This is a genomic window from Aminobacter sp. P4_D5 (genome assembly GCF_056401815.1).
This window is the reverse complement of record NZ_JBFUIP010000030.1, coordinates 1-23,290: the sequence shown is the minus strand read 5'-3', so window position 1 is coordinate 23,290 and position 23,290 is coordinate 1. Positions and strand designations below refer to the sequence as shown.

Annotated in this window: 23 protein-coding genes; 14 read left to right on the top strand and 9 right to left on the bottom strand. The window is 61.5% G+C overall.

Annotated elements, in window-relative coordinates:
- Positions 1-44 precede the first annotated feature (44 nt).
- From betA to betI, 4 genes are read right to left on the bottom strand one after another with little or no spacing between them, the layout of a single operon-like run.
- Positions 45-1,697, bottom strand: coding sequence for a choline dehydrogenase (gene betA / locus AC1DWF_RS09320; RefSeq protein ID WP_476787498.1), 1,653 nt, complete (start codon positions 1,695-1,697; stop codon positions 45-47).
- Complete coding sequence (locus tag AC1DWF_RS09315; protein WP_476784076.1) at positions 1,690-2,691, bottom strand: threonine/serine dehydratase; 1,002 nt, start codon at positions 2,689-2,691, stop codon at positions 1,690-1,692. Before AC1DWF_RS09315 ends, betA begins: the two co-directional genes overlap by 8 nt.
- Positions 2,691-4,217, bottom strand: coding sequence for a choline-sulfatase (gene betC / locus AC1DWF_RS09310; RefSeq protein ID WP_476784069.1), 1,527 nt, complete (start codon positions 4,215-4,217; stop codon positions 2,691-2,693). Before betC ends, AC1DWF_RS09315 begins: the two co-directional genes overlap by 1 nt.
- Complete coding sequence (gene betI, locus AC1DWF_RS09305; protein ID WP_476784070.1) at positions 4,214-4,807, bottom strand: transcriptional regulator BetI; 594 nt, start codon at positions 4,805-4,807, stop codon at positions 4,214-4,216. The genes betC and betI overlap by 4 nt, the downstream gene beginning before the upstream one ends.
- 180 nt (positions 4,808-4,987) lie before the next feature.
- On the opposite strand from betI, the gene AC1DWF_RS09300 reads away from it, so the two are divergent.
- From AC1DWF_RS09300 to AC1DWF_RS09285, 4 genes are all read left to right on the top strand, one after another.
- On the top strand, positions 4,988-6,151 hold the full coding sequence (locus AC1DWF_RS09300; RefSeq protein ID WP_476841623.1) for an acetyl-CoA acetyltransferase: 1,164 nt from the start codon (positions 4,988-4,990) through the stop codon (positions 6,149-6,151).
- A complete protein-coding gene (locus AC1DWF_RS09295) occupies positions 6,148-6,876 on the top strand; it encodes an SDR family NAD(P)-dependent oxidoreductase (protein ID WP_476841622.1) in 729 nt (242 codons plus the stop codon). The genes AC1DWF_RS09300 and AC1DWF_RS09295 overlap by 4 nt, the downstream gene beginning before the upstream one ends.
- A gap of 71 nt (positions 6,877-6,947) precedes the next feature.
- Positions 6,948-7,961, top strand: coding sequence for an asparaginase (locus tag AC1DWF_RS09290; RefSeq protein WP_476784073.1), 1,014 nt, complete (start codon positions 6,948-6,950; stop codon positions 7,959-7,961).
- A gap of 57 nt (positions 7,962-8,018) precedes the next feature.
- The gene (locus AC1DWF_RS09285) at positions 8,019-8,489 is read left to right on the top strand and encodes a GreA/GreB family elongation factor (RefSeq protein WP_476784074.1); all 471 of its coding nucleotides are present in this window, start codon (positions 8,019-8,021) and stop codon (positions 8,487-8,489) included.
- Here the strand turns inward: AC1DWF_RS09285 and AC1DWF_RS09280 are convergent.
- Positions 8,486-8,875, bottom strand: a complete 390-nt coding sequence (locus tag AC1DWF_RS09280) for a type II toxin-antitoxin system death-on-curing family toxin (RefSeq protein ID WP_476787497.1) — start codon at positions 8,873-8,875, stop codon at positions 8,486-8,488. The two genes, AC1DWF_RS09285 and AC1DWF_RS09280, sit on opposite strands and share 4 nt — an antisense overlap.
- Positions 8,872-9,093, bottom strand: coding sequence for an AbrB/MazE/SpoVT family DNA-binding domain-containing protein (locus tag AC1DWF_RS09275; RefSeq protein WP_476782978.1), 222 nt, complete (start codon positions 9,091-9,093; stop codon positions 8,872-8,874). The genes AC1DWF_RS09280 and AC1DWF_RS09275 overlap by 4 nt, the downstream gene beginning before the upstream one ends.
- 222 nt (positions 9,094-9,315) lie before the next feature.
- Here AC1DWF_RS09275 and AC1DWF_RS09270 point away from each other — a divergent pair, with 222 nt between their 5' ends.
- Positions 9,316-10,872 carry a helicase HerA-like C-terminal domain-containing protein gene (locus AC1DWF_RS09270; RefSeq protein WP_476782979.1) on the top strand — a complete coding sequence of 519 codons (1,557 nt, stop codon included), beginning with the start codon at positions 9,316-9,318 and terminating at the stop codon, positions 10,870-10,872.
- Between the two features lie 45 nt (positions 10,873-10,917).
- Here AC1DWF_RS09270 and AC1DWF_RS09265 read toward each other — a convergent pair whose 3' ends face one another.
- Positions 10,918-11,658, bottom strand: a complete 741-nt coding sequence (locus tag AC1DWF_RS09265) for a L,D-transpeptidase (RefSeq protein WP_476782980.1) — start codon at positions 11,656-11,658, stop codon at positions 10,918-10,920.
- 181 nt (positions 11,659-11,839) lie between these two features.
- Complete coding sequence (locus tag AC1DWF_RS09260; protein ID WP_476841621.1) at positions 11,840-12,502, bottom strand: haloacid dehalogenase type II; 663 nt, start codon at positions 12,500-12,502, stop codon at positions 11,840-11,842.
- Between the two features lie 141 nt (positions 12,503-12,643).
- Here AC1DWF_RS09260 and AC1DWF_RS09255 point away from each other — a divergent pair, with 141 nt between their 5' ends.
- The 4 genes from AC1DWF_RS09255 (at position 12,644) to AC1DWF_RS09240 (ending at position 15,799) form a co-directional block, all read left to right on the top strand.
- Complete coding sequence (locus AC1DWF_RS09255) at positions 12,644-13,522, top strand: branched-chain amino acid aminotransferase (RefSeq protein WP_476782982.1); 879 nt, start codon at positions 12,644-12,646, stop codon at positions 13,520-13,522.
- 109 nt (positions 13,523-13,631) lie between these two features.
- Positions 13,632-14,228, top strand: coding sequence for a superoxide dismutase (locus AC1DWF_RS09250; protein WP_476841620.1), 597 nt, complete (start codon positions 13,632-13,634; stop codon positions 14,226-14,228).
- Between the two features lie 169 nt (positions 14,229-14,397).
- Positions 14,398-14,835, top strand: coding sequence for a c-type cytochrome (locus AC1DWF_RS09245; RefSeq protein WP_476782984.1), 438 nt, complete (start codon positions 14,398-14,400; stop codon positions 14,833-14,835).
- 10 nt (positions 14,836-14,845) lie between these two features.
- Complete coding sequence (locus AC1DWF_RS09240; RefSeq protein WP_476782985.1) at positions 14,846-15,799, top strand: cytochrome c; 954 nt, start codon at positions 14,846-14,848, stop codon at positions 15,797-15,799.
- Between the two features lie 45 nt (positions 15,800-15,844).
- On the opposite strand, the gene AC1DWF_RS09235 is transcribed toward AC1DWF_RS09240, so the two are convergent.
- Positions 15,845-17,944, bottom strand: a complete 2,100-nt coding sequence (locus tag AC1DWF_RS09235; RefSeq protein ID WP_476841619.1) for a S9 family peptidase — start codon at positions 17,942-17,944, stop codon at positions 15,845-15,847.
- 203 nt (positions 17,945-18,147) lie between these two features.
- Between AC1DWF_RS09235 and AC1DWF_RS09230 the strand changes: the two genes are divergently transcribed.
- From AC1DWF_RS09230 to AC1DWF_RS09210, 5 genes are all read left to right on the top strand, one after another.
- Entirely contained in the window at positions 18,148-20,469 is a 2,322-nt protein-coding gene (locus AC1DWF_RS09230; protein WP_476782993.1) for a putative monovalent cation/H+ antiporter subunit A, read from the top strand.
- Between the two features lies 1 nt (position 20,470).
- The gene (locus AC1DWF_RS09225) at positions 20,471-20,890 is read left to right on the top strand and encodes a Na+/H+ antiporter subunit B (RefSeq protein ID WP_476787495.1); all 420 of its coding nucleotides are present in this window, start codon (positions 20,471-20,473) and stop codon (positions 20,888-20,890) included.
- Positions 20,890-21,267, top strand: a complete 378-nt coding sequence (locus tag AC1DWF_RS09220; protein WP_476782988.1) for a Na+/H+ antiporter subunit C — start codon at positions 20,890-20,892, stop codon at positions 21,265-21,267. Before AC1DWF_RS09225 ends, AC1DWF_RS09220 begins: the two co-directional genes overlap by 1 nt.
- A 4-nt stretch (positions 21,268-21,271) precedes the next feature.
- Positions 21,272-22,834, top strand: a complete 1,563-nt coding sequence (locus AC1DWF_RS09215) for a Na+/H+ antiporter subunit D (RefSeq protein WP_476787494.1) — start codon at positions 21,272-21,274, stop codon at positions 22,832-22,834.
- Positions 22,831-23,290, top strand: a 460-nt coding sequence (locus AC1DWF_RS09210; protein WP_476841618.1) for a Na+/H+ antiporter subunit E, incomplete at its 3' end; no start/stop codon positions are given. The genes AC1DWF_RS09215 and AC1DWF_RS09210, both read left to right, overlap by 4 nt.

Genomic DNA, 23,290 nt, shown 5'->3' with positions numbered 1-23,290 from the left:
TTTGTATGTCGTGGCGGTCATATCCGGTCGGGCCGGATGATGCTCTATCTGTCTGAGACCTGCCAGCGCGGATTGATCCAGGGTTCTTGGTTGGACGGGGCGAGTGGCGTGCGGCCGAGGATATGGTCGGCTGCCTTTTCGCCGGTCATGATCGAGGGGCCATTGAGGTTGCCATTGGTTACCCTCGGGAAGATCGAGGAATCAGCGACCCTGAGGCCATCGACGCCGATGACCCGGCATTCGGGATCGACAACGCTTGTCGGGTCATCAGCGCGGCCCATGCGGCAAGTGCCGCAAGGGTGGTAAGCGCTTTCCGAATGCTCGCGGATGAAAGTGTCGAGCTGCTCGTCGGTGTCAACGTGCTTGCCCGGCGAGATCTCTTGGCCACGGAATGGTTCGAAGGCCGACTGGCCGAAGATTTCGCGGGTGAGCCGGATACAGTGGCGGAAATCAGCCCAGTCGTCGGGGTGAGACATGTAGTTGAAGCGGATCTCCGGCTTGGCCCATGGATCGTTCGACCGCAGCGTGATCGCGCCGCGCGACTTGGAACGCATCGGCCCGACATGCGCCTGGAAGCCGTGCGACTTGGCCGCCGCCTTGCCGTCATAGCGCACGGCCGCCGGCAGGAAGTGGAACTGGATGTCGGGATAGTCGACGCCGGCTTTCGAACGCACGAAGGCCGCCGCCTCGAAATGATTGGTGGCGCCAAGGCCGGTCTTGAACAGCAGCCATTCAGCGCCGATCAGCGCCTTGGAGAACGGGTTGAAGACCGAGTGCAAGGTGATGGCCTGCGTCGCTTCCTGCTGGATGTAGAGCTCCATATGGTCCTGGAGGTTCTGGCCGACGCCGCGCCGGTCGGCGACGACGTCGATGCCATGCGCCCTAAGATGCGCCGCAGGGCCGATACCCGAGAGCATGAGCAGCTTGGGCGAGTTGATCGAGGAGGCAGCGACGATCACTTCACGTCGTGCCTTAACGACCTGAATCTTTTTGCGAACTTCGATCTCGACGCCGACCGCACGTTGATTCTCGATCACCACACGCCGGGCGAAGCCATTGACAATACGGACATTTCCCCGCTTCAGCGCCGGCCGGAGATAGGCATTGGCCACCGACCAGCGCCGGCCATGGTGGATTGTCTGCTCCATGGCGCCGAAGCCTTCCTGCTTCGAGCCATTGTAGTCCTCGGTCATCTCGAAACCGGCCTGTTGTCCCGCCTCGACGAAGGCCTGATAGAGCGGGTTCTTGCGTGGGCCGCGCTGGATGTGCAGCGGCCCCTTGGTGCCGCGCCAGCCGTCCTCGCCACCCTTGGCGTGCTCCATGCGCTTGAAGTAGGGCAGTACATCGGCATAGCCCCAGCCGGCAGCACCCTGCTCGGCCCAATGGTCGAAGTCGTGGGCGTGGCCGCGGACATAAACCATGCCGTTGATCGAGGACGAACCGCCGAGTACTTTTCCACGCGGAGTAGCAAGTACCCGTCCGCCAAGATGCGGCTCCGGCTCGCTGGAATAGCCCCAGTCGTAGCGGCTCATGTTGAGCGGGTACGACAGTGCCGACGGCATCTGGATCAGCGGTCCAAAATCGGTGCCGCCATATTCGATGACGATCACCGAGTGCTTTCCGTCCTCGGAAAGGCGATAGGCCATGGCCGCTCCGGCGGAACCGGAGCCGATGATGACGAAATCTGCTTCAAGCATTGTTCACATGGACCATGAAGTCGGCGAGCGAAACGTTGCCGCCGGTTGCTACGAGGAGGACGGTCTTGCCTGATACATCGACCTTCTTCTCCATAAGGGCGGCGAGAGAGGAGGCGCCGGAAGGTTCGAGCACCAGCTTGAGGCGCTCGAAGGCGACCTTCATGGCACGCCGGACGGAGGCATCGTCGACGGTCACGCCACGCACGCCAGCTGTTGTCACCGCGTCGTAGGGAGCATCGCCGGGCCGGCGCGCCATCAACCCGTCGCAGATGGATTTCGGCCCGAGTGGCATGGTCTCCTGGGCACCATGGGCTAGCGAAGTGCCCATGCCATTGAAACCTTCCGGCTCGACGGCAAACACCTGGGTTTTGGGCGACAGATAGTGGAAGGCGAGCGACACGCCGCCGATCAGGCCACCGCCGCCGACCGGGCAAAGCACGATGTCGGCGCTGACGCCCTTGGCCGCCAATTGATCGAGTGCTTCAAGGCCTGCTCCTGCCTGGCCGGCGACGATCTCGGGATTGTCGAAGGGGTGGAGCAACACCAAGCCCTCGGTCTCCGAGATTTCGCGCGCCTTGGCGGAAGCGACTTCCTCGCGGGCGCGGTCGCCATGGTCGGTGAGCATGACGCGCGCGCCATAACCTTTCGTTGCCTCACGCTTGGCGGCTGGCGCGTCGATCGGCATGACGATGGTCACCGGGATGCCAAGCGCCTGGCCGGCTGCGGCGAGCCCTTGGGCGAAGTTGCCGGAGGAGTAGGCGACCACACCGCGACGAGCTTCGGGTGCAGAGAGCTTCTTCAGTCGCCAATAGGCGCCGCGCGCCTTGAACGAGCCGGCCCATTGCAGCGACTCTGCCTTGACGAAGACACGCGCGGCTCCGACTTCTCGGGCAAGCGCAGTTGACTCCAGCAGTGGCGTCAGCTGCGTCGCCTGGGAGGTTTCGGCGTATGCCTGCCTGAGTTGGTCGAGTGTGGGAACGGTCGTCTTGGTCATCATTCGCCTCGCGGAAACCGCTTGCTCTCTTCGAGCACGTTGAGATCCATGTGGTTGCGCATGTAGCGCTCGGAAGCCTTCTGCAGCGGCTGGAATTCCCAAGGGGAGTAGGCGCCGTTGCGGAGTGCGGGGTAGATGACCCAGCGCCGTGCCTGGCTCTCGCGAACTGCCGCGTCGAAGGCCGCCATGTCCCAGCGCGCCCGCACCTTGGCCATGAAGGTGGTGACCATGTCGGCATGGGCCGGGTCGGTGGCTAGGTTGGTGAGTTCGCGCGGATCCGATTCCAGATCAAACAGTTGCGGCGGATCGATCTCGCAGTGGACGAACTTGAAGCGGCCTTCGCGGATCGCCACCAGCGGGGCATAAGAGCCCTCGGCGGCATATTCCATCAACACTGGATCGGTACGTTGCTCGCCCTGCATCAGAGGGACGAGCGACTGGCCCTCGGTCCAGGACATGATAGCGCTAAGGTCTATACCGGCGAGTTCACAGAGTGTCGGCAGCACGTCGAGATTGGAGGTTGGCGCTTCGATCAATTCTGCCGGTATGCCCTTGCCTGATATCATCAGAGGTACCCGCGTAGCACCCTCGAAGAAGCACATCTTGAACCACAGGCCGCGCTCGCCGAGCATGTCGCCATGGTCGGAGCAGAACAGGATAATCGTGTCGTCGACCATCCTCGTGCGTTCCAGCACAGAAATGAGTTCACCGACCTTGTCGTCGAGATAGGAGATGTTGGCGAAGTAGCCGCGCCTGGAGCGGCGCACTTGCTCCGGCGTTATGTCGAAGCTGGCATAGTCGCTGGCGTGGTAGAGCCGCTGCGAATGCGGGTCCTGCTGCTCGGCTGCGATGAAGCCGACCTCGGGATCAAGCGCAGGGCAATCCTCGTAGAGGTCCCAATATTGCCGCCGCGCGACATAAGGGTCGTGCGGATGGGTGAAGGAGACGGTCAGGCACCATGGCTGCCGCTCGGCCTGATCCGAGACGCGGGCGAAGTCGTAAAGCTTCTGCGTTGCGTGGAAGGCGACCTCGTCGTCATATTCCATCTGGTTGGTGGTCTCGGCAACGCCCGCACCGGTGACCGAACCGAGATTGTGATACCACCAGTCGATGCGTTCGCCGGGCTTGCGATAGTCGGGCGTCCAGCCGAAATCGGCCGGGTAGATGTCTGTCGTCAGCCGTTCCTCGAAACCGTGCAATTGGTCGGGACCGACGAAGTGCATCTTGCCCGACAGGCAGGTGTGATAGCCGGCGGCGCGCAGATGATGGGCGTAGGTAGGGATGGACGAGGCGAATTCGGCGGCGTTGTCATAGACTTGAGTGCGGGACGGTAACTGGCCCGTCATGAAGCTTGCACGGCCGGGCGCGCAAAGCGGCGAGGCGGTGTAGTTGTTCTGAAAGCGCGCCGAGCGCGCGGCCAGCGCCTTGAGGTGCGGGGCATGCAGGAAATCGGCGGGGCCGTCGGGAAAGAAAGTCCCAGCCAACTGGTCGACCATGACGATCAGGATGTTGGGCCGTTTCGTCATCCGCTGGCCTTTGCGTCCGCGAGTTTCGTTTCGAGATAGTCCTCGATCAGAGCGGCGGCGGTCGTGGCATCCGGCACGCCGTCCTTGAGTGCCCGGCGAATGTAGAGGCCATCGATCAGCGCGGCTGTGGTTTCCGCGACCCGCTCGGCCTCCGAACGCGGCAGAACGGCTGAAAGCCCGCTCATCAGATTGGAATGCAGGCGTCGCGCGTAGACCCGGAGCAGGCGGCGCAAAGCGGGCGACTTTTGCGCCTCGACATAGAAGGCCAGCCATGCGGCGATCGTCTCGGGCTGGAACTGTTTCTCGGAGAAATTGACCGAAATGACCGCTGAAACCCGGGCGCGTGGTGTCACGCTTGCCTTGAGTGCTGCGCGGCAATCGGCGTTCAATTCGGACAGCAGATAGCGCATTGTCGCCTGCAGCAGGTCTTCCTTGGCGCCGAAATAGTGATGCGCCAGTGCGGCGGATACGCCAGCACGTCCGGCAATCTCGGACATGGTCACGTCAAGCGTGCCGCGTTCGCCGATCGCCGAGATCGTGGCGTCGATCAGCGCCTTGCGGCGCAATGGCTCCATTCCGACCTTGGGCATTCAAACTCCTCCATCGCCAAGCCTATTTTTAATTGAGCCATCAATCAATAAAAACTCCGCCGCCCAATGCCCTATTTCCGACGTTGAAAGTGGATCAAATCTGTTCAATATTGAACTTAATAGGGGCGTTGGATTTACCCCTGAATTGGCGCAACATGCGCTCTGTGATTGGAGGCAGAAATGACCGCGTGCATCGTTGGCTGGGCGCATTCGCGTTTCGGCAAGCTTGAGGGCGAGACGCTCGAAAGCCTTATAACCAAGGTCGCCAGCGAGGCGCTCGAGCATGCCGGCATCGGGCCGGACGATGTCGATGAGATCGTGCTTGGCCATTTCAATGCCGGTTTTTCTGCCCAGGATTTCACCGCGAGCCTTGTGCTGCAGGCCGACGACCGGCTGCGCTTCAAGCCGGCAACGCGGGTCGAAAACGCCTGCGCAACAGGTTCGGCTGCCGTACGCCAGGGCATTCGCGCGGTGAACGCGGGCTCCCGCATCGTGCTGGTGGTTGGCGCCGAGCAGATGACGACGACGCCGGGCCCCGAGATCGGCAAGAACCTGCTCAAGGCATCCTATCTGCCCGAGGATGGTGAAACGCCCGCCGGTTTCGCAGGCGTGTTCGGAAACATCGCTCAGGCCTATTTCCAGCGCTACGGCGACCAGTCGGACGCGTTGGCGATGATCGCCGCCAAGAACCACAAGAACGGCGTSGACAATCCCTAYGCCCAGATGCGCAAGGAYYTCGGCTAYGAGTTYTGCCGSMAGGAAAGCGAGAAGAACCCCTTTGTTGCCGGCCCGCTGAAGCGCACCGACTGCTCGCTTGTGTCGGATGGCGCGGCAGCGCTCGTCTTGACCGACAGCACGACGGCATTGCGCATGCGCCGCGCCGTTGCCTTCCGCGCGAACGAGCATGTCCAGGATTTCCTGCCGATGTCGAAGCGCGACATCCTTTTGTTCGAGGGCTGCGAAGTGGCTTGGGCAAAGGCACTGAAATCGGCTGGCGTGACGCTGGACGATCTGTCCTTCGTCGAAACGCACGACTGTTTCACCATTGCCGAACTGATCGAATACGAGGCAATGGGGCTCGCACCGCGTGGCGAAGGCGCCCGGATCGCGATGGAAGGGGTCACGGCCAAGGACGGTCGCCTGCCGGTCAACCCCTCGGGCGGACTGAAGGCAAAGGGTCACCCCATCGGCGCGACAGGCGTGTCGATGCATGTGCTGACCTCGATGCAGCTTACTGGCGAGGCCGGTGGCATCCAGGTCAAGGACCCCAAGCTTGGCGGTATCTTCAACATGGGGGGGGCTGCGGTCGCCAATTACGTCTCTATCCTGGATCGTATCAGATGAGGCAATCCGCCGTGGTCATCGGTGGCGCTTCGGGCGTCGGCCTTGCAGTGGCCGAGCGCCTGATCGCGGATGGATGGCCGGTGGCGATGATCGATGGCGATGGGGCAGCACTTGCCGCTGCAGAGGACGCCATTGGCAATGACGATGTTGTTTTCATCGAGGCCGATCCGACCGACGAAGACAATGTCGCCGAGGCTTTCGACCAGGTGGTGGATAGTCTCGGTCTCATAGGTGGGTTGGTCGCGGTCGCGGGATTTGGACGACTGGCCAGCGCCGAAGACACCAGTGCCGAAATGCTGCGCGAAGCGCTCGACGTGAACCTCGTCGGACCCTTCATCGCGGCCAAGGCGGCACTTGAGCGGATGGGCGCTTCGCTGTCCATCGTCAATGTCGGGACGGTTGCCGGGTTGCGTGCCCATCGCGGCCAACTCGCCGTCGCGGCATCGCAAGCGGGCCTCAAGCTTATGGCCGAAGTGTTGGYGCTGGAGTTTGGCAATCGCGGCGTTCGCGTCAACGCAATCGCTGCCGGCCCAACTGCTGCAGACGCCGCTGGCAATGGCGGGATCGACCGGCGTCACATGCCGCCGGGGCGGCTGGCCGAGCCCGAGGAAATTGCCGCCGCAATCGCCTTCCTGCTTTCTCCTGAAGCAAGCTTTGTCAACGGCCACACGCTCGCCGTGGATGGCGGATTTATCGCAGCCGGGCTATCGGGGGATGGGGCATGATGCCGGACCGGATCCAATGGTCGCGGACACCGCCCGAATATTGACCGCACCTGCATGAAGGCTCGCAAGCAATGACAAATCCGGTTCTGGTCGAGGTGCTGCGTGGCACACTCGTCGAAAGCGTGCACCGTGGCGCGATCGTCGTCGTCGACGGCGGCGGCAAGCAGGTTTTCGCGGTGGGCGATACGCAGCAGGCGGTGTTTCCGCGCTCGGCCGTCAAGGCGATCCAGGCGCTACCCTTCGTCGAAAGCGGCGCGGCTGACGCGTATGGCTTCGGCGATCGCGAGCTGGCGCTTGCCTGTTCCTCGCACTCCGGCGAAGTCGCTCATGCCGAACTGGCCAAGGCGATGCTCGCCAAGGCAGGTCTTGAAGCTGATGCGCTGGAATGCGGCGCGCACTGGCCCTCGAACCAGAATGCCATGATAGCACTCGCGCGCAGCGGAGCCTCGCCAAGCGCGCTGCATAACAATTGCTCGGGCAAGCATTCCGCTTTCGTCTGCACCTGCCGCCATCTTGGTATCGCCCATCAAGGCTATGTCAGGCCAGAGCATCGTTTCCAGCAGATGATCCGCGAGACTATGGAAGCTGTAACAGGCGCTCCCCACAACGAAGACAACCGGGGCACAGACGGCTGTTCGATTCCGGTCTTTGCCGTGCCGCTGCACAATCTCGCGCTGGGTTTTGCACGGATGGTCACTGGCAACGGGGTTGGTGCCGAGCGGGCCAAGGCGGCGCGGCGGTTGATGTCGGCCTGCATGGCCGAACCTTTTCTCGTCGCTGGAACCGACAGGGCGGATACGGAGTTGATGCAGGCTGCACCCGGACGGATCTTCGTCAAGGTCGGCGCCGAGGGCGTTTTTTGCGCGGCTGTGCCTGAGCTTGGGCTCGGTATCGCGCTGAAATGCGATGACGGCGCGGGTAGGGCTGCCGAGACCATGATCGCGGCGGTTCTGGCCATGCTTTTGGCGGATGACCACGCGTTGGCGGACAACTTGAACAAGGCGGCCAGGCCGGTGCTGAAGAACTGGAACGGCATCGAAGTTGCGTCGCTTCGGCCTACCCCCGCATTCACTCTAAAAGTGTAAGTAGTCGGTCAGATGAGCTGGCTTGTTATCGGAGCAACGAACGCCTAGGTTCAGGTCATGAGCAGAGCTTTCACCCGTGAAGACGACAGTGAAAATGTGATTGCCGACATCGGCGAACGGCCGGTCAGCGCATCGCGAAACCTCGTGACCGAGCAGGGTTTGGCCCATATCGAGGCCCAGCTTGCGAGCTTGCGCGAGGATCTGGCCAAGGCCGAGAACGATGCCGACCGCGAGCGCATCGCCACTGTCTCACGCGACCTGCGTTACTGGCAGTCCCGCCGGGAAACGGCCGAAGTTTCTGTTCCCGAACCCGACAGCACCGTCGTCCGGTTCGGCATGAAGGTCGTGATCGAGGATGACAACGGCAAGCGCAATGTCTGGAAGATCGTCGGCGAAGACGAGGCTGACGCAGCCAGTGGCCGCATCTCCCATGCCTCACCAATGGCGATTGCGCTGTTCGGCAAGACTGTCGGTGAGGTCGCGTCCGTCAACGGACACGAGTGGGAAATCGTCGAACTGGGCAACTAGACCTCGATGGGGACCGTGTGGTCGCGGAAGAAAGCGACCGCGCCTGCCTCATCGATCTCGCCAGCTGCGACTCCCATGACAAACAAATAGAGCGAGCCGTCGTCGGCTGTCATCTCATAACCATTCACTGCCAGGAATGTGCCCGCTGCCACGATTGCCGTGCGTTTGTTGCCGTCAACGAAGGCACGGTTGCGGGCGATTCCAAAGAGATAGGCTGCCGCCAGTTCGATGATCGTAGGATCGCCATAGGCGAGTTTGTTTTCGGCGCGGGCAAGTGCCGACATCAGCGCATTTTCATCACGGAGGCCATGTGCACCGCCGTGTCGCCGCAACTGCTCCGCGTGCATTGCCTCAACCACCAGCGGTGTCAGAAACAGCGGGCTCATTCGGCGAGCTTCTGAAGCGCCACCTTGTATTTATCCATGAACTTGCTTGCCGCTTCCATCTGCCGCTCGAACACGTCGTCAGTCGGCTTGAGGGTCAGGCCATCCTTGGATTCGACTATTTCCAGCGTGTCGCCTGCCTTGAGGTTATGCCTTTCGAGCACTTCCTTGGGCAGGATCACACCCTCCGAATTGCCAATCTTGCGAACGGTCACGTTCATGGCGGCGTCTCCGTGTTATAACTTACGTATAACATATGAGGCGCTGCGATCCAAGACAAGCTTGCGATGGCAAGTTGGGTGCGGGCGCTATCGATTGGCGTGCCAGCCCGCGCAGCTCATTTTGGCCGCGCGCCATTGTCGCACTGCAGTGCCCCCACTATACCTTTCATGTGATCGCCGATGCGGTCGAAAAGAGCATTGCCGTTGCCGGAGAGACAGCCCATGGCGCAGGACGAAAGCATTTTCATTGGGGCCAGCCGCAAGCCGGACGACAGCTATCAACGGCCAGAAGAGTTGCTGTTGAAATACGGCAATCGCCACGGCCTCGTGACAGGGGCGACGGGTACCGGCAAGACGGTGACGTTGCAGGTCCTCGCCGAGGGCTTCTCCAACGCTGGCGTGCCGGTGTTCTGCTCCGACATCAAGGGCGACCTGTCGGGCATCGCCATGATGGGCGAAGCCAAGGATTTCCTCACCGCCCGTGCCCAGGCGATCAAGCTTGATCCTTACGAATTCCAGGAGTTCCCTGTGATCTTCTGGGATCTTTTCGGCGAGCAGGGCCATCCAATCCGCGCAACGGTCTCGGAGATGGGCCCGCTGCTGCTGTCGCGGCTGATGAACCTTACCGATGCGCAAGAAGGCGTGCTCAACATCGCCTTCCGCATCGCTGACGAAGAGGGGCTTCTGCTCCTCGACATGAAGGATTTGCAGTCGTTGCTCGCTAACGTCGCCGAGCGTGCCGAAGAAATCGGCGCGCGCTACGGCAATGTCACGCGGCCCTCGGTCGGCGCGATCCAGCGTTCGCTGCTGGTGCTGCAACAGCAGGGCGGCGACCATTTCTTTGGCGAGCCTGCGCTGAAGATTTCCGACATCATGCGCACGACGCGCGACGGGCGCGGCGCGATCAACGTGCTCGCCGCCGACAAGCTGATGATGAACCCGCGGCTTTACGCGACCTTCCTGCTCTGGCTGCTCTCCGAACTGTTTGAAGTGCTGCCGGAAATCGGCGATCCCGACAAGCCGAAGCTGGTGTTCTTCTTCGACGAGGCGCACCTGCTGTTTGACGAAGCGCCCAAGATCGTCGTAGACCGGGTCGAACAGGTCGTGCGCCTCATCCGCTCGAAGGGCGTCGGCGTCTATTTCGTCACCCAGAACCCGCTCGATGTTCCCGAAACCGTGCTGGCGCAGCTGGGCAATCGCGTGCAGCATGCGCTGCGCGCCTACACGCCGCGCGAGCAGAAGGCGGTCAAGACGGCGGCGGACACCTTCCGTCCGAACCCCGATTTCGATTGCGCCAAGGCAATCACCCAACTGGCCACCGGCGAGGCGCTGGTGTCGACGCTTGAGACCAAGGGCGTGCCGTCTATGGTGCAGCGGACACTCATCCGGCCGCCGGCGTCGCGGCTTGGGCCGATCACGCCCGAAGAGCGCCGGAAGCTGATCAACGAAAGTCCGGTCGCCGGACAATACGACCAGACGGTCGACCGCGAGTCGGCATTCGAAATGTTGCAGAAGAAAGCACTCGATGCGCAAAAGGCGCAGGAGCAAGCACAGCAGGCGAATACGGGTGGTGGCGGATGGACCATTCCCGGCTTCGGCAATGACAGTGGCAGCACCAGTTCGGGAGGTCGTACGACCGGCAGTGCGCCACGACCCCGGGCTTCAAACCGCCAGACTGTGACCGAAGCCGCCCTCAAGTCGGTCGTGCGCTCGGTCGGCTCGTCGGTTGGCCGCGCACTGGTTCGCGGCATTCTTGGAAGTCTGAAAAAGGGCTTCTGATCAGGGCTGAGGCGGCGCGTCATGGACGCGCCGCCATCGCACAGATCAGGCGACGCCGAGGCCGCTGGTGACAAGGATCGGCGTCTTGGACGGCACGCGATCGTAGAGATCGATGATGTCCTGGTTCATCAGGCGCACGCAGCCCGACGACACCGACTTGCCGATCGTCCACCATTCCGGCGAACCGTGGACACGGTAGAGCGTGTCTTCGTTGTTCTGGAAGATGTAGAGCGCGCGCGCGCCGAGCGGGTTGTCCAGGCCCGGTGCCATGCCGCCGTTGCGGACGCTGTACTTCTCGAGCTCCGGCCGACGGCCGATCATTTCGTCCGGCGGCGTCCACTTGGGCCACTTGCGCTTCCATTGGATGACGGCGCGGCCAGACCAGGCAAAGCCGGCACGACCGAGGCCGACGCCATAGCGCATCGCTTCGCCGTTTTCGCGAACGAGGTAGAGGAAGTGCGTCGAGGTGTCGACGACCACGGTGCCGGGGCGCTCGCCAGTGGGGTCGCGAACGATCTGGCGAAGGAACTGGGGCTTCACTTTCTTGAGCGGGATGCCCGGAACTTCATAGCCCTCGTCACTGACTGGGCCATACATGCTGACATAGTCGCCGAAGGCGGGGTCAATAGCGGGTGGTGGGGGTGCTATCACCGGGGCGCCGACGATTGTGCTGCCTCCGGTGACGGTCGAGCAGGCGGAAAGCGCTGCAGTGGCAGCGCCTGCGGCTGCCAAGTTTAGAAAGCCGCGCCGGCTGAGCGGGCGGGATGAATCAATGAATGTGGGCATGGCTGCGATCTAGGATTCCAGTTCGAAAGAAATGGTGAATTTAAAGGAAACTGACTGCGTCCCCCTTAACGCTCGCGGTGATAGGCGGGTCAAAATCTGACCTGAGGGTGGACAAAGCATGGCGAAGCTGTGACAGGCCAATCACTGTTGCGTTATGGCAACAATATTGACCTATGGGTAGCTAACCAATTGTAACTAAACCTTCCAGCGACGGCAGGATCAGCGAGGGCGGGAAGTCGCGATACTCGTCTGGCTGGTCGGTGCGATTGATCCAGACGGTGCGGCAACCGAACTTCGCGGCGCCTGCAATGTCCCAGCGATTGGACGACTGAAACGATATCGCTTGCGGGTAGAGGCGCCAGTTGCTGGCGACGATATCGTAGACGGACTGGTCCGGCTTGAAGCGCCGCACGCTGTCGACGGAGAATATCTCGTCCAGGATCAGGTCGAGCCCGGCCGAACGTACCGCGGCTTCCAGCATGGCTGGCGAGCCGTTGGAGAGGATGGCAAGCCGTGCTCCATTTTCCTTCAGGCCGCGCAGAACCGAGGGAACCTCGGGATAGCAATCCAGGCGCCAGTAGGCATCAAGCAGCTTGYTGCGCAACGCCGGGTCGACCGAGGGCACTTTTCGGAAGGCGAAGTCGAGTGCCTGCTCGGTGAGCTGCCAGAAGTCGAGATAGACGCCCATCAGCGTACGGACCCACGAATATTCGAGCTGCTTGGCCCGCCAGATCTCGGACAGAAGCTGGCCTTCGGGACCGATGTCGGCGGCATGGCGACGAACGGCCGCATGCACGTCAAACAGCGTGCCGTAGGCATCGAATATGTAGGCAGCGTGGCGCATGCCGTGGTTTTCCAACGGCTTGGCGCCGAGCGCAAGCGCAACTATCGGCTGGCTCCAACATTTCAGCTTCTTGCTGGTTGACGAGGGGTTCCAAAGGCTTTTCCATGCCGACGATCAACAAGATGCGACGGGAAACAGACCATGACGCTCGCGGCGGCTGCACAATCAACGACCTGGACCTTCGTCGACGGTGACTGGCACGAGGGCAATGTCGCCATCATTGGCCCACGCAGCCATGCCATGTGGCTCGGTTCCAGCGTGTTCGACGGCGGCCGCTGGTTCGAGGGTGTGGCGCCGGACCTTGAAGCGCATTCGCGCCGCGTCAATTCCTCGGCCATTGCGCTCGGCTTGAAGCCGACCATGAGCCCCGAGCAGATCGTCGGGCTGACCTGGGATGGGCTCAAGAAATTCGACGGCAAGACGGCGGTCTATATCAGGCCGATGTATTGGGCCGAGCATGGCGGCTACATGGGCGTGCCCGCTGACCCTGCCTCGACCCGGTTCTGCCTGTGCCTGTACGAATCACCGATGCTCCCTCCCACGGGATTTTCGATCGGCCTGTCGCCCTTCCGTCGCCCGAGCATGGAAACCATGCCGACAAACGCCAAGGCGGGCTGTCTTTATCCGAACAACGGCCGGGCGATCCTCGAGGCCAAGATGCGCGGTTTCGACAATGCGCTTGTGCTCGACATGCTGGGCAATGTCGCCGAGACAGGTTCGTCCAACATTTTCCTGGTCAAGAACGGCCAGGTGTTCACGCCAGCACCCAACGGAACTTTTCTTTCCGGAATAACGCGCAGCCGCACCATGTCGCTTCTTGCCGAGCAGGGCGTTTCGGTCGTCGAAAAGACGCTGTCGGTGCGCGAATTCCTTGAAGCCGATGAAATCTTCTCTACCGGCAACCATTCCAAGGTTGTTCCGGTCACGCGCATCGAAGATCGAATTCTGCAGCCGGGACCGGTAGCAAAAAAATCGCGCGAGCTATATTGGGAGTGGGCGCACGCGACAGCTAAGGCCTGAGTGTAGCAAAGAAAAAACAGCGCCTCTCATCTGTTGTCACAAGACGATGACGACCTATCTGTAGACGGCATAGTCATGCCGCTAAATTGCCAGCAAGGGAGTATGATCCATGGCTTTTGAATTGCCCGAATTGCCCTACGACTACGAGGCGCTGCAGCCCTTCATGTCGAAGGAGACGCTCGAGTATCACCACGACAAGCACCACAAGGCTTATGTCGACAACGGCAACAAGCTGGCTGCGGAAGCAGGCATGGACAAGCTGTCGCTGGAAGAGGTGGTGAAGCAGTCATTCGGCAAGAACGCCRGCCTGTTCAACAATGCTGCCCAGCATTACAACCACGTCCACTTCTGGAAGTGGATGAAAAAGGGCGGCGGCGGCACCAAACTGCCCGGCGCGCTGCAGAAGGCGATCGATGCCGATCTCGGTGGCTACGACAAGTTCAAGGCGGATCTGATCGCCGCTGGTACGACCCAGTTCGGTTCGGGCTGGGCCTGGCTGTCGGTCAAGGATGGCAAGCTTGCCATCTCCAAGACCCCGAACGGCGAGAACCCGCTCGTCCACGGCGCGACCCCGATCCTCGGCGTCGACGTCTGGGAGCATTCCTATTACATCGATTATCGCAACGCTCGCCCGAAATACCTCGAGGCGTTCGTCGACAGCCTGATCAACTGGGACTACGTGCTCGAGCTGTACGAAAAGGCCTGAGCCCCATCATTGAACGAGGAAAGCCCCGGCAAGTCCGGGGCTTTTTCGTTTGTTGAGGTGTTGCGAAATTAACTGCCGAGATCACGGAAGCGTGAGGAGAATATCGGGACGAATTCGGCCAGTTTCGCCGTTGGCCCTAGGCAGCATATCGCAACCCGGAGAGGACCTAATGAGAAAGCTCGTATTTGCCGTTGCAGCGCTTGCGCTTGCTACTACTGCGGCATTCGCTGACGTGATTGCCGATCGCCAAGCGGTCATGAAGGAAAATGCCAGGGATGTCGGCATACTCGTGAAGATGGTGAAGGGGGAAACCCCATTCGATGCGGCCGCCGTTCTGGCGGCTTTGACGGCGCTCAACACCAATGTTCAAAAGATCGACGTTGCCGCGTCATTCCCCGTCGGGAGCGACAAGGGCGACACGACAGCCTCCCCGAAAATCTGGGAGGACCCGGTTGGCTTCCAGGCTCAGGTTGACAAGTTCAAGGCGGTCACTGCCGCAGCGGTGGCAAATCCAGCTCAGGATCTTGACGCGCTGAAAGCTCAGGTCGGCGCGATTGGCCAGACCTGCGGCACCTGCCACGAGGCTTTCCGCGTGAAGAAGGGCTGACCCCTAGCGGATGGCTGTTTTCAAGAAACTCGCAATTGCGGCTCTGGCGCTTGGCGGCGCCGGAGCCGCGGTTTTTTGGTGGCTGACGGTTCCCGAGAAATTGGGACCGGAGACCTTGGCGGCAATTGGGATCGGCGACGCGACCCGGGGCCAGCGCATTTTCGATGCAGGCGGCTGCGCGTCCTGTCATGCCAAGCCAAAATCGGAAGGCGATGCGCGCCTGCAACTGGTGGGTGGCGTCGAACTCAAGACACAATTCGGCACCTTTGTTGCGCCGAACATTTCTCCCGATCCCAAAGACGGCATCGGCGCGTGGTCGCTAGAAGACTTCGCCAACGCGATGCTCAAGGGCGTGGCACGCGAGGGGCAGCACCTTTACCCGGCGTTTCCGTATACTTCTTACGCCCGCATGAAGCCGACCGATGTCGCCGACCTCTATGCCTTCATGAAGACGCTGCCACCCGTCGCCGGACAGGCGCCTGACCATAGCCTCGCTTTCCCGTTCAATGTTCGTCGCGGGGTAGGGCTGTGGAAGATGCTCTACCTCAGCAACGAACCTGTGGTCGCTCTTGCCGACGGCGCACCGGAGCAACTCCTGCATGGGCGCGATCTGGTGGAAGGGATGGGGCATTGCGGCGAATGCCACACGCCGCGCAGCTTTGCTGGCGGCACTGAGAAAGCGCAATGGCTGGCGGGCGCAAAAGCCGCCGAAGGTGACGGTGTCGTGCCCAACATCACGCCGGAAGGGCGCGGCATAAGCGGCTGGTCGGAAAGCGATATCGCCAGCTATCTCGAAACCGGCTTCACGCCGGAGTTCGATTCGGTCGGCGGCACGATGGTCGAAGTGCAAAAGAACATGGCCAGGCTGACCGCCGAGGACCGCGCGGCGATCGCGGTCTATCTCAAGGCAATTCCAGGACATTCCAACGGCTACCCGGCGCAGCCGCCGAAGCCGGCCGGTTGATCTCGGACCGGCGGTTATTGCAACCGCCGGTCCCCTTTGCAGTCGTCAGGCGCGCCCGGCCACCTTCAAGGCGAAGGCGTAGTTGAAGGCGACTTCCTCCAGCCGCGAGAAGCGGCCTGAGGCGCCAGCGTGGCCGGAATCCATGTTGATCTTGAATAGCACCGGACTGTTGCCCGACTTGCGCTCACGAAGGCGCGCCGCCCATTTGGCCGGCTCCCAATAGGTGACCCGCGGATCGGTCAGGCCCGCGACCGCCAGGATCGGCGGATAGTCGAGAGCAGCGACATTGTCGTAGGGCGAGTAGGCGGCAATGGTCTTGTAGTCGTCCTCGGAGACGATCGGATTGCCCCATTCGGGCCATTCCGGCGGCGTCAGCGGCAAGGTGTCGTCGAGCATCGTGGTCAGCACATCGACGAAGGGCACTTCGGCGATGATGCCGGCAAAGGCTTCCGGCGCCATGTTGGCGATAGCCCCCATCAGCATGCCGCCGGCCGAGCCACCTTGCGCGACAATGCGGTCATGCGAGGTGTAGCGCTCCGCGACCAGGTGATGGGCTGTGGCGATGAAGTCGGTGAAGGTGTTGACCTTGGTCGCGCGCTTGCCGTCTTCGTACCAGGCATAACCCTTGTCCTTGCCGCCGCGAACATGAGCGATGGCATAAACGAAGCCACGGTCGACCAGCGACAGGCAGTTGGTGTTGAACGATGCCGGAATCGTCATGCCGTAGGAGCCGTAGCCATAGAGCAGGCAGGGCGCGGTGCCGTCGAGCGGCGTGTCGCGATGATGGATCAGCGAGATCGGCACGAGTTCGCCGTCGGGAGCAGGTGCCATCAGGCGCCGCGTGACATAGTCCTCGGCATTGTGGCCCGAAGGCACTTCCTGGGTCTTGAGAAGCACCCGTTCGCGCGTCCGCATGTTGTAGTCGAACAACTGCGTTGGCGTTGTCATCGACGAATAGGAAAAACGMATCGTGTCGGTGTCGTATTCATAAGAGCCCGACAGCCCGAGCGAAAATGCCTCTTCGGGGAAAGAGATGTGGTGCTCGGCGCCGGTGGCGCGCTCATGCACGACGATGCGCGGCAGGCCTTCCTTTCGCTCGAGGCGGATCATGAAATCCTTGAAGCCGATGACCGACAGGATGAGGCGGCCCGGCTCATGATCGACCAGTTCCTTCCAATTGGCGCGGACCGGATCGTTGACCGGCGCGGTCATGATCTTGAAATCCTTGGCGCCRTCGGCATTGGTCAGCACGAAGAAGATGTCGCCGCCTTCTTCGAGATCGTATTGCAGTCCGATTTCGCGGGCCGCCACCAGCTTCGGCGCGGCGAGGGGATCGGTGGCCGGGAAGAGACGGTATTCCGAGGTCTCATGATCGCTGATCGAAATCATGATCCAGTCGTTGGCGCGCGTGCCGCCGACATTCATGAAGAAGCCGGGATCGGTTTCTTCATAGATCAGCCGATCCGAGCCAGGTGCGGTTCCTAGAGCATGGTAGAAAACCTTTGACGGGCGATGGTTAGGATCGAGACGGGAATAAAAGAAACCGGCATTGGCGGCATCCCACACACCCGAGCCGCCGGTATCACCGACGATGTCGCCGAGGTCGTTGCCATCCGACAGGTCGCGAACACGCAGGGTGTAGAATTCCGACCCTTTGTCGTCGAACGCCCAGATCAGGCGGGCATGGTCGGATGAGTGGTCGAGCCCGCCCAAGCGGAAATAGGCATGGCCTTCGGCTTCCTTGTCGCCATCGAGAATGATGTCCTCAGGGCCGCCTTCGCTTGGAATGCGGAAATAGCGCGGCTGCTCGCCGCCCTTCTTGTAGGACGAGCCATAGGCGAAGGGGCCATCCTTCATCGGCACAGAGGAATCGTCTTCCTTGATGCGGCCTTTCATTTCCTCGAAAAGCGTCTTCCTGAGCTCAGTGGTGTCCGCCATCAGTTCGGACTGGTAGCCGTTCTCCGCTTCGAGATGGCTGCGGATCGCCGGATCGAGCAGGCTCGGGTCGCGGAACACTTCTTGCCAATTGTCGGCACGCAGCCAGGCATATTCGTCGACGCGCGTGATGCCGTGATGCGTGTCGGAAACGGGCCGTCGCTCCGTCGAGGGAGCTGCGATATCGGCGAAAATGGCGGGTCTGGTCATTGCGTCTCGCATAAGATGAATCTCGAATGGCGACTGAACACGCCGATCAGGGCGGGTTCAAGAGCTGAGTTGCATTGTTCATCAACTCGACGACACGAGTCGTTGACAAGGTCGGTTCAGGCTTGCCCCCACCTGGCTAGGCGTTTATGCCCCTAGCGGTAATAACGTGAGACGCAAAGAGGGCCCGTCCGCTGACCTTCCTTATCCTCATGCTGCCATTTGTCGGTGCACTGCTCGCTCCGCTTCTGACCCGCTTGATGAAACACAATGCCGGCTGGCTGCTCGCCGCAGTTCCATTGCTTGTATTCGTGCATTTCGCCGGGATGCTCGGAACGGTGAGTTCCGGAGTTGCTGTTTCAAACGGGTTTGACTGGGCGCCCAGCCTTGGTCTGCGATTTTCCTGGTATCTCGACGGTCTGTCCTTGACCTTTGCGCTGCTGATCTCGGGCATCGGCACGCTGATCGTCATCTATTCCGGCGGCTATCTCAAAGGGCATGCCCAGCAGGGGCGTTTTTTCTCGTTCATCTTGTTGTTCATGGGCGCGATGCTGGGTCTGGTGGTCTCGGATTCGTTCCTGATGCTGTTCGTCTATTGGGAACTGACGTCGATCACCTCGTTCCTTTTGATCGGTTTCGATCACGCGCGAGAAGCCTCGCGGCGCGCGGCATTGCAGGCGCTGCTGGTGACCGGCTTGGGGGGGCTTTCGCTGCTCGCCGGCCTGCTGGTGATCGGACAAGTGACTGGCATGAATGAGCTTTCGGCGCTGCTGCTTGGTTCCGGCGACGTCTTGCGCAACAGCCCGCTTTATCTGGCCGCATTGGTGTTGGTGCTCGGCGGTGCTTTCACCAAGTCGGCGCAGTTTCCATTCCACTTCTGGCTGCCCAACGCCATGGAGGCGCCGACACCGGTTTCGGCCTATCTGCATTCGGCGACGATGGTGAAGGCAGGCGTCTATCTGGTGATGCGCCTCAACCCGGTCATGGGCGATACCACGGCCTGGGAAACGATCCTGCCGCTGTTTGGCGGAACAACGCTTGCCATAGGCACGCTGCTCGCTGTCAGRCAGACCGATCTCAAGCTGATGCTTGCCTACACCACCGTAGCCTCGCTCGGCCTGCTGGTCATGTTGACCGGCCTTGGGTCGGACAAGGCGGTCGAGGCGGCGGCGCTCTATCTGATCGCACATTCGATGTTCAAAGGCGCGCTTTTCATGGTCGCTGGCTTGATCGACCATGAAGCGGGTACCCGCGATGTAGCCAAGCTGGGCGGCCTGCGCCGCGCCATGCCCATCACGTTTGCGGCAGCCTTGATGGCTGCATTGTCGATGGGCGGCGCACCTTTGTTCTTCGGGTTCCTTGCCAAGGAAGAGATCTACGCAGCACTCGGCTCGTCATATGCCTGGAATGGCATAGCTCTGCCTGTGGTCGTTGTCGGCAACGCCCTGATGTTCGCCGTGGCTTTCGTCGTCGCACTGAAGCCGTTCCTGGGCGCTGCGATCAAGACCCCGAAACCGGCCCATGAGGGGCCGCTGGCGCTGTGGCTGGGGCCGATGGTTCTGGGCTTGTCAGGTCTTGGCCTGTCGCTGGCGTTCCCGCTGGCGCACCGCCTGCTGTCGTCGCCGACGGCGAGTGCAGTGGCCGGCAAGGCGATCGATGTGCAGATTTCTGTGGTGCCGCATCTTGGTCTGCCCCTGCTTCTGTCCGTCGTAACGATAGCGTTGGGAATTGCAGCTTATCTGGCGCAGAACAGTCTGCGCGCCACCATGGCAGCCACACTCAAGGCTATCGGCTGGGGACCGGATCAAGGTTTCGACCAGGCGCTGCGCGGCCTGTTGCGGCTCGCAACGGGTGTGACCCGCATCATCCACAATGGCCGCCTCGACATCTACATGACGGTTACATTCGTTGCAGTGGCAACAGCGCTGTTGTTGCCGATGGTGCTGTTTGATGAACTGCCTGATGTGCCAAGCGTGCCGGCATTCCGTTTCTACGAATGGGGCGTTCTGGCCATTGCCGTGATCGGCGTGGCGGCGGTTGTTCAGGCGCGCAGCCGCCTGACTGCGATCGTCTCGCTCGGCATCCAGGGCTTTGCCGTCGCCTTGCTCTACATGCTCTTTGGCGCGCCGGATCTGTCATTCACCCAGTTCATGGTGGAGACGCTTTCGGTGGTGATCCTGGCGTTGGTGATGACGCGGCTCAGGCTTGCTCCCTCCGACCACCGGCCGCGCGGGCAGAAGCTGCTGGACATGACAATTGCCGCCGCGTGCGGCACGGGCTTCGCACTACTGCTCCTGAAGGTGACGCAATTGCCGTTCGACGACCGGCTGTCGCAGTTCTTCAGCACCTATTCCAAGACGATCGCCCATGGCCGCAACGTTGTGAACGTCATCATCGTCGATTTCCGCGGCCTCGACACCCTGGGCGAGATCGCAGTGGTGATGGTGACTGGCCTCGCGATCCTGGCCTTGGTGCGCATCCGTTCGAAAAAGCCGGAAGCGCGCGCGACAGTGGCCGAGGAGGCGTAGCATGCAGACGCTGATCTTCAGGACCGCAGCCCCCTATCTCACCGGCCTCATGTTGATGTTTTCAGTGTTCGTGCTGCTGCGTGGCCACAATGACCCAGGCGGCGGGTTCACCGGGGGGCTGATCGCCGCATCGGCCTTTGGTGTTCATGGTATTGCCTTCGGCGTGCCGGCGGTGCGCCGCGCGCTCTATTTCCATCCCATGGCAATTGCCGGCTTCGGGCTGTTTGCCGCAGCGGCTGCCGGACTGCCGTCGCTTTTGTTCGGCGTGCCATTCCTGACCGGTCTGTGGAGCGCGCCAAGCTTCTTCGGCATCAGCACCGACCTGTCGACCGTCATGGTCTTTGACATTGGCGTCTATCTTGTCGTGGTGGGATCGTTCACATCGATTGCGCTCGCCCTCGAAGACAGGGAGGCCGACTGATGGAAGCCGTATTCGCGATCCTTGTCGGGCTGTTCTTCACGGCGGGCATCTACCTCATGCTGTCGCGGCACATGATCCGCATCCTGCTTGGCGTGGTGCTGTTCGGCAATGCGGTGAACCTTTTGATCTTCACCAATGGCCGCGTCATGCGCGAGGTTCCGCCGATCATCGCCGACGGGCTGGACGTGCCCGCAAGTGCCGTGGCCAATCCCTTACCGCAAGCGCTGATCCTGACGGCGATCGTCATTTCATTTTCGTTCTTTGCCTTCCTTCTGGTGCTTGCCTACCGCGCCTACCAGGAGATCGGGATGGACGACACCGACGGCATGCGTGTTGCCGAGCCCGTCGACGACGGCCTGCCGCCGATGGGGTATTGAGCCTATGGCTGTGCAAGGTGTGATCATCGACAAGACCGCAGCGATGATTGCGGCACCCGTGGCTGCGTCCGACTGGCTGATCATCGCGCCGGGTCTGCTGCCGATCATTGCGGGAGCGGTGCTGCTGATGATCCGGCACAGTATCCGCTGGCATGCGGTCCTGGCGCTGGCCGTGCTTGCGGTCATGGTCGGCACGAATGGTCTTTTGCTGCGGCGTGTGCTGGCCGAAGGTCCCATCTCGATGACGATGGGAAGCTGGCTGCCGCCTTTCGGTATCTCCTTCACCGTCGATGCGCTAGGCGCCGTGTTTTCGCTGACGGCGTCGATCGTTGCACTCCTCTGTTGCGCTTGCTCTGTGCGCGACGTTGATGCGACCGGCCGGCGTTACGGCTTTTATCCGTTCCTGTTGTTGATGATGGCCGGTGTCAGTGGCGCCTTCCTGACTGGCGACATGTTCAACCTCTATGTCTGGTTCGAGGTCTTTTTGATCTCGTCCTTCGGGTTGCTGATCCTGGGATCCGAGAAGTCGCAGATCGACGGCGCCACCAAATATGCGATCCTCAATCTCGTTGGTACGACGCTGTTCTTGATCGCGACAGGTTACCTCTACGGCACCTTCGGCACGCTCAACATGGCCGATCTGGCGATAAAGGCCGGGCAGATCGGCGATGCTGCCCCGCTGATGACGCTAGCGACGCTCTTTCTACTCGCCTTCGGCATGAAAGCGGCGGCCTTTCCTGTCAATTTTTGGCTGCCAGCCTCCTACCACACCCCACCTGTCATCACCGGCGCGCTGTTCGGCGGGCTTTTGACCAAGGTCGGTATCTATGCGTTGCTGCGCACGCTGGTGATGATCTTTGCCGTCGAGCACGTGGCGCTCGCTGGCGTGATCGGCTGGGTGGCGGTGGCGACGATGCTGATCGGCGCGCTCGGTGCACTGGCGCAGTCCGATATTCGCAGGATCGCCGGGTTCCTTGTCATTTCGGGCGTCGGCATCATGCTCGCGGGTATCGCGCTGGGCGGGACTGGTGGGCTTTCAGGGGCGATATTCTATGCCTTGCATTCGATGCTGGCGCTGTCGGCGCTCTATCTGCTTGGCGGCCTGATGCGCCAGCGCGGTGGCAGCTTTTCGCTCCACCGGCTGTCCGGTCTTTATGGCGCAAGCCCGTTTCTCGCCTTGCTCGCCTTCATCATCTCGCTTGCGGTGGCCGGCTTGCCGCCGGGGTCGGGGCTTTGGCCCAAGGTGATGCTGGTCAGGGCCGCGCTCGACAGCGGCGCCTGGCTGATCGCCGCGGCCATCTTGTTGAGTGGCTTCCTCGCCACCGTCGCGCTCGGGCGTGTGTTCATCCTGGCGTTCTGGCGCGTCGAAATTCCCGGCGTTCAAGCAGCAACCGGTGGAACAATGCCGACATTGGGTTGCGGTGCCGTGGTGGTTCTTATCTTGGCGATGCTGGCGATGGGCATCGTGCCCGAGCCGTTCGTCCGTGTCTCTGTGACTGCCGCGAGCGGGCTGCTCGATGCTTCGGCCTATGTTCACGCGGTCTTCCCCGGGGGAGGCGGATCATGATCCCCTACCGCAACGAGTTGATACTGGCGCTGGTCTGGGTTGCCATTTCGGGCAGCTACTCGATCCCGAACCTGGTCTTTGGTTTCGTGATCGGCTGGGTTGTCTTGTTTTTGGTGCGCGAGCAGCGACTTACGACAAGGACCGTCATTCGGCCCTGGGCGTTGCTTCTGCTTATCGGCCTCTTCATCAAGGAACTGCTACTGTCGGCGTTCCGGGTGGCCAGGCTGGTGCTGTCGCCGCGCATGGACATCAAGCCGGGCATCTTTGCCTATCCGTTGATTGTCGATCGGGATTTTGAAATCACCTTGCTCGCCAATTTGATCACGCTGACGCCGGGCACGCTGTCGGTCGATGTCTCCGACGACCGGCGCACGCTTTTCGTGCACGGCATGGACTGCTCGGATCCCGAGCAGGCACGGCGCGACATCAGCGAGGGCTTCGAAAGCAGAATACTGG